We start from the raw sequence: 6290 nt of genomic DNA, 5'->3' as shown, positions 1-6290 counted from the left end.
GCCGTCTACCTTCCAATCTGCAGAATTTACGCTGGAGCATGGCTTCTGTGATGCCATTGTTCCGCGCGGTGAACTCAAGCAGACACTGACATCGTTATTATCTCTGCACGGCTATCCGGTAAGCAAAGGAGGTTTGAAGAATGAATCAAAAAACAATGGCTCGTCAGCTGGCCGTCATTCACGACATTGAACGACCAAATATTGACGATATTGTAAAAGAAATCTTCACCGACTTCATGGAACTGCATGGAGACCGCCTGTATGGCGAAGATCATGCTATGTGTGCCGGTATCGCACGGCTGAACGGTACGCCGGTCACTATCATTGGACAGCGCAAGGGACACACAACAGAGCAGAACATTGCAGCCAATTTTGGCATGGCGCATCCGGAAGGCTATCGCAAGGCACTGCGTTTGGCAAAACAGGCAGAAAAGTTCCATCGTCCGATTATCTGCTTTGTAGATACCGCAGGTGCTTTTTGCGGTGTTGGTGCAGAAGAGCGTGGACAGGGCGAAGCCATTGCACGCAATCTTTATGAGTTTATGGGACTGAAAGTACCAGTAATCTCGGTTGTGACCGGAGAAGGCGGCAGCGGCGGCGCATTGGGCATTGCAGTTGCCAACGAAGTATATATGATGCAGAATGCCATTTATTCTGTCATTTCTCCGCGCGGCTGCGCAAGCATTCTCTGGAAGGATGCATCCCGCGAATTGGACGCGGCGCAGGCGCTGCATATTACTGCGGATGATCTCTTGCAATTTGGTATGATTGAGGGTATTATTAAAGAAGGAATGACGCAGGCTGCGTACTTTAAAAATATCAAGGCAACGCTGGTAACATCGCTCAAGCGATTGTCCGCGATGTCTGAACAGGAATTACAAACACAGCGATATGAAAAATTCCGGAAAATCGGCGTTTTTTATGAAAATACATAACTGAAAAAGGAGAACACATTATGTTTGAGAAGATTTGTGAAATGCTGGCTGATAAGTTCGATGTAGATGCAAGCACCCTGACCCTTGACACCAAGATCAAGGAAGACCTGCAGGCTGATTCCCTTGACATCGTTGAGCTGATGATGGATCTGGAGGAAGAGTGCGGCGTAACGATTCCGGACGAAGAAGCTACCAAGATGGTAACTATCGGCGATCTGATGAAGTACATCGAAGAGCACAAGTAATTTGATTGACAAGTAAAAGGAACCCCCGGCACGGAGAACTGTGTCGGGGGTTCTTCTATCTTGATAGAAGGAAAGATTGATTTTATTTCGTCGTTCGGGTAAAATAATAGTAGCAATATTCAACTATGTTCAAAATTTTGTGGATGGTAAAATCAGTAGAGAGGCGTTTTGGGAGTTGGCAAAGTTCAAAAAACCAACACACCAGATTAGTTTTCACACGGCACGCGCCTTGGCAACACTGACTTTTGTGAAGGGATATGAGGTATCCGATGAAGAATAACAGTGCACTATTCTATACTTGCAGTCTGATTGAGTTTATTGGACGAGAACAAAAATTAAAACGTGCGGAACTGGTACAGATATTAGGCAAAAAGGTTATCAAACGCATATATCGCTATGCAGATGTATTTCATTGCGAGCCAATTGCTAAAACGGCAGATGATTTCATTACCAATTTTACGATTTCGACCGGTTCATTTGATAACGTGGCAACGTGCCGATACACGGTACCAGATTATTGGACAATCGGTGAAGTATATGAACGACTGATAGAGGATGTCTGTGGGGAAAAGGAAGATACAGATCATGTGATAGATGTATTATATGAAGTATATACTTCTTGGATAGACGCTGCGATTTCTAACTACAATACAGATTTTTATTATCAATCGAGAGAATACATTCACGTGTGCTATCAAGAAGGAACAGTTTGTGCATAAGTATTAACCCCCGACACGGAGAACTGTGTCGGGGGTTCTTGTATTCGTTACTCTTTTTCGGTCTGTGCTAGTTTCTTTACCAGCCGTTCGAGAGCAATTAAATCTTCGTCATCGAAGTTTGCCAACAGGCGAAACATGTTTTTGTGGAACTCGTTTTCACCCGCCATAATGCGCTCGATTTGCTCGTTGAGATCTTCATCGCTCGGCGCGAGAAACATATCTCCTTCACCGTTGGTCAGCCATTGCTTGTTTACGTGAAATTCACGACAAATATCTTGTAAGACACGCTCAGTTGGAGTTCTTAAATTGCGTTCAATGAGCGAAATTGCTGAACGTTCAAGAAATAATTTTTTGCCGAAGGCTGCCTGCGTCAGCGACTTTTCTTCTCGAATCTTTCGGATTCTATCTCCAATTGTTTCTATATACTCTGACATGCAAACACCTCCGTATGTATAAAATATATCATATGTTCGAGACAAAGTAAATAAAAACGAGGGCAAATCTTGACTAAAGAGATAAAATCGCATATAATTGAGACATAGTAAACAATAATCCGGATATGAAAGAGGAGGATTATTATGACACAGGAAGAACGGCAGGCTATGTATCGAGATATTATGCAGGTATTCACGATGCTGCCGGAAGAAGAGAAGTCTTTTGTTTCGGGGTACATTATCGGTACAATAGAGGCAAAGCTGCCCACAAGAGACGCGCACGGAATATTTTCTCTCAGTGACGCAGAATTGCAGCTGGAAAATGCGGTCTGTTGGAATGGCAAGAATATAGAGCAGATCAACGATTTTTTAAGTGATAGAGCGCACAGCATAGATGCGCACGAAGACATCTTGGATATTTACGCGTGGGAAGGGCATATTTGCCTGACACAGGGAGATTACCTGATAAAAGCGAAAGACGGCAAGATTTGCATTGCGGAGCGAACCATAAAACCGGAAGGAGCGCGGTATTTGCTCCGATTTCCTACATAAAGACGAAACAATCCCCCGCCGGTTTTCCGACAGGGGATTGCTTTATCTTCAGATCAAATTACTTGTTCTTGTTCTGAATGTACTCATCCATAGCAGCAGCAGCCTTCTTGCCAGCGCCCATTGCCAGGATAACAGTAGCAGCACCGGTAACAGCGTCACCGCCTGCGAATACGCCTTCCTTGGATGTTGCGCCAACTTCATCAGCTACGATGCAGCCCTTGCGGTTTGCTTCCAGCCCCGGAGTCGTGGTGCGGATCAGCGGGTTCGGGGAAGTACCGATAGCAACGATAACAGCATCAACATCGAGAACGTCTGTGCTGCCCTCAATCGGGATCGGACGGCGACGACCGGAAGCATCCGGCTCACCCAGCTCCATGTTCTGGATATGTACGCTCTTTACGTGGAAATCATCATCGCCATAGATTTCAATCGGGTTAGCCAGCAGCTTGAAGATGATGCCCTCTTCCTTAGCATGGTGAACTTCTTCCTTACGTGCCGGAAGCTCAGCCTCGGAACGACGGTATACGATGTATACTTCTTCTGCACCCATACGCTTTGCGCAGCGAGCAGCATCCATGGCTACGTTGCCGCCGCCAAATACAGCAACGCGCTTTGCGTGGTAAATCGGGGTGTCAGAATCTTCCTTGTATGCCTTCATCAGGTTAACACGGGTCAGATACTCGTTTGCGGAGTAAACGCCGTTAAAGCCCTCGCCCGGGATGCGCATGAAGTTCGGCAGACCAGCGCCGGAACCTACAAAGATAGCCTCGTAACCAGCAGCAAACAGGTCGTCAATGGTCTCCGTGCGGCCAACAACGAAGTTCAGCATGAACTTTACGCCCTTTGCCTTCAGGGTGTCGATTTCCTTCTGTACAATTGCCTTCGGCAGACGGAACTCCGGAATGCCGTACATCAGAACGCCGCCAGCGGTGTGCAGTACTTCAAATACGGTAACATCGTAACCCTTTGCTACCAGATCGCCTGCACAGGTCAGACCAGCAGGGCCTGCACCAACAACAGCAACCTTGTGGCCGTTGGACTCCGGTACTTCAATCGGATCGGTGGACGGATGTGCCATAGCATAGTCAGCAGCGAAACGCTCCAGACGACCAATGCCAACCGGCTCGCCCTTGATGCCGCGTACACACTTGCTCTCGCACTGGCTCTCCTGCGGGCATACACGACCACATACAGCCGGGAGGGAGCTGGTTTCCTTGATCTTTGCGTTTGCTTCGAGGAACTTACCCTCCTTAATCAGGGAGATAAAGTCCGGAATCTGTACGTTTACCGGGCAGCCGCCAACACACGGCTTGTTCTTACAATTCAAGCAGCGGGTTGCTTCGTCCACTGCGGTAGCTTCATCATAACCAAGAGAAACTTCCAAGAAGTTCTTGTTTCTTACGTTCGGATCCTGCTCCGGGATCGGATTCTTAATTGGGGACATATTCGGCTTTGCCATCTTTACTTTACCTCCATTTTCATGAGATTGCACTGGTGCTCTCTAGCAGCCTGCTCCTGCGGCTTGTAGATAGCGGAACGGCGCATAGCCTCATCGAAGTCAACCTGATGACCGTCGAAGTCCGGGCCGTCTACACAAGCAAACTTGGTCTCGCCGCCAACAGTCAGACGGCAGCCACCGCACATGCCGGTGCCGTCAACCATGATGGTGTTCATGGAAACGATGGTCTTGATGCCATACGGCTCGGTCGTCTTGCAGACGAACTTCATCATAATCATCGGACCGATAGCAATAACGATGTCGTACTTGTTGCCAGCCTCAATCAGCTCCTTCAGAGCGTCGGTAACAAAGCCCTTGTGACCGTTGGAACCGTCATCGGTTACCAGCGTCAGTCTGGAACATGCGCCCTTCATCTCGTCTTCGAGAATGATAGCGTCTGTATTGCGGAAGCCTGCGATCAGATCTACATCAACGCCCATATCGTGCAGCTTCTGTGCCTGCGGCAGTGCGATAGCGCAGCCCAGACCGCCGCCGACAACAGCAGCCTTCTTGATGCCGTCGAATTCAGAAGCCTTGCCCAGCGGACCAACAAAGTCATGCAGGCAGTCGCCCTCGTTGAGCTGACCCAGCTTCATGGTTGTTGCGCCAACTTCCTGGACAACGATCGTAATGGTACCCTTCTCGCGGTCATATGCAGAGATGGTCAGCGGGATACGCTCGCCATCCGCATCAACGCGGAGAATGATAAACTGACCCGGCTCAGCCTTCTTTGCAACATACGGTGCATCGATGACCAGCAGGACTACGTTTGAACTCAAACGACGCTTTTCAAGAATTTGATACATGAAAATATCCTCCTAATATCAATAAAACATTGTAATTACACAAACCAATCAATCAACAATATCTTTTTAGATAAACCAACTAATCTTATAATACAATATTTGAGGAATTTTCACAATACCTTTGGAATCTTTTTTTACGAAAATCAATAATTATGCAAAGAATTCTGAGAGGATGCAAAAGTTGTAAATAGATAACTTGCGTGCAAATTTCTGGAAAATCCTCTTATTTTTCGTTCTAGGGCAGAGACAGTGCACATAAGCTGAATCAACATCATGTCAGAGAGGAGGGCGAATATGGAACAGCGGCTCAAACAAGCCTGCGCCTGTCTGCTTTTAGAGCGAAGGCAAGCCTTACAGCGGCTGCCAATGGAGACACAGCTGCGCTGTGAAGAACTGCGTCTGCGCGTAGAACAGCCGATGTATCTTGTCGCAGATGGAAAGGAACAGCGTGTGGGAGATGCTGTTCTTCACGGAACAGAAATCCAAAACACCTTGGAACGAGCGGCTGAATATTCGATTCATACTTGTGCGGATAGCTTGCGGCAGGGATTTTTGACGATTCGCGGCGGACATCGCATCGGCGTGTGCGGGCAGACTGCCGTACAAGATGGAGATATGCTTTCTTTTCGCAGCATTTCTTCTCTCAATATTCGCATCGCCCGCCAGATCAAAGGAGTCGCCTCGCCGGAACTGCTGCAACAGCTGCAGGATGGCACACATTTGCACAACGCATTGTTTTTGTCTCCGCCCGGCTGGGGAAAGACGACGCTGCTGCGGGATATTGCTCGGCAGTTGTCCGATGCACACGTTCGCACTGCCATTGCGGATGAGCGGTCAGAGCTGGCGGCGCTGCATCATGGTGTTCCGCAATTTGATATTGGCAGACATACCGATGTGATAGACGGCTGTCCCAAAGCACAGGCGGCCATGATGTTGGTCAAAACGATGTCGCCGCAGGTACTTGTTTTGGATGAGATTACGTCAGAAGCGGATATTTTTGCCGCAGAATGCGCGGCGCACTGTGGAACGGCGGTTCTCGCTTCGGCACATGCATGGGATTTGGAAGATTTTCAGCTTCGACCGTTGTACCAGCGATTGCAG

9 protein-coding genes and 1 pseudogene are annotated in these 6290 nt (G+C 48.1%); 7 read left to right on the top strand and 3 right to left on the bottom strand.

The window, feature by feature from the left end; translation table 11 throughout:
* The 5 genes and pseudogenes from ACR0P9_RS06375 to ACR0P9_RS06355 form a co-directional block, all read left to right on the top strand.
* Positions 1-190, top strand: a pseudogene (locus ACR0P9_RS06375) (hypothetical protein); the annotation flags it as partial.
* Entirely contained in the window at positions 141-935 is a 795-nt protein-coding gene (locus tag ACR0P9_RS06370; RefSeq protein WP_432618403.1) for an acetyl-CoA carboxylase carboxyltransferase subunit alpha, read from the top strand. The pseudogene ACR0P9_RS06375 and the gene ACR0P9_RS06370, both read left to right, overlap by 50 nt.
* Before the next feature lie 20 nt (positions 936-955).
* A complete protein-coding gene (gene acpP, locus ACR0P9_RS06365) occupies positions 956-1180 on the top strand; it encodes an acyl carrier protein (protein WP_432618401.1) in 225 nt (74 codons plus the stop codon).
* A gap of 76 nt (positions 1181-1256) precedes the next feature.
* Positions 1257-1460 (top strand): DUF3990 domain-containing protein, encoded by a 204-nt coding sequence (locus ACR0P9_RS06360; protein ID WP_432618399.1) that lies wholly within the window; start codon positions 1257-1259, stop codon positions 1458-1460.
* Positions 1450-1899, top strand: a complete 450-nt coding sequence (locus ACR0P9_RS06355; RefSeq protein WP_432618397.1) for a hypothetical protein — start codon at positions 1450-1452, stop codon at positions 1897-1899. Before ACR0P9_RS06360 ends, ACR0P9_RS06355 begins: the two co-directional genes overlap by 11 nt.
* A 47-nt stretch (positions 1900-1946) precedes the next feature.
* On the opposite strand, the gene ACR0P9_RS06350 is transcribed toward ACR0P9_RS06355, so the two are convergent.
* Positions 1947-2333 (bottom strand): helix-turn-helix domain-containing protein, encoded by a 387-nt coding sequence (locus ACR0P9_RS06350; protein ID WP_432618395.1) that lies wholly within the window; start codon positions 2331-2333, stop codon positions 1947-1949.
* A gap of 144 nt (positions 2334-2477) precedes the next feature.
* On the opposite strand from ACR0P9_RS06350, the gene ACR0P9_RS06345 reads away from it, so the two are divergent.
* The gene (locus ACR0P9_RS06345) at positions 2478-2885 is read left to right on the top strand and encodes a hypothetical protein (RefSeq protein WP_432618393.1); all 408 of its coding nucleotides are present in this window, start codon (positions 2478-2480) and stop codon (positions 2883-2885) included.
* Between the two features lie 58 nt (positions 2886-2943).
* Here ACR0P9_RS06345 and gltA read toward each other — a convergent pair whose 3' ends face one another.
* A complete protein-coding gene (gene gltA / locus ACR0P9_RS06340; protein ID WP_432618391.1) occupies positions 2944-4344 on the bottom strand; it encodes an NADPH-dependent glutamate synthase in 1401 nt (466 codons plus the stop codon).
* A gap of 2 nt (positions 4345-4346) precedes the next feature.
* Positions 4347-5189, bottom strand: coding sequence for a sulfide/dihydroorotate dehydrogenase-like FAD/NAD-binding protein (locus tag ACR0P9_RS06335; protein ID WP_432618389.1), 843 nt, complete (start codon positions 5187-5189; stop codon positions 4347-4349).
* Positions 5190-5483: 294 nt separating this feature from the next.
* On the opposite strand from ACR0P9_RS06335, the gene ACR0P9_RS06330 reads away from it, so the two are divergent.
* Positions 5484-6290, top strand: an 807-nt coding sequence (locus ACR0P9_RS06330) for an AAA family ATPase (protein WP_432618387.1), incomplete at its 3' end; no start/stop codon positions are given.

The sequence above is a fragment of the Butyricicoccus sp. genome, from assembly GCF_050872565.1.
Lineage (GTDB): Bacteria > Bacillota > Clostridia > Oscillospirales > Butyricicoccaceae > Butyricicoccus_A.
Note: the sequence above shows the minus strand (reverse complement) of the source record. Positions and strands in the feature narration are given on the sequence as shown.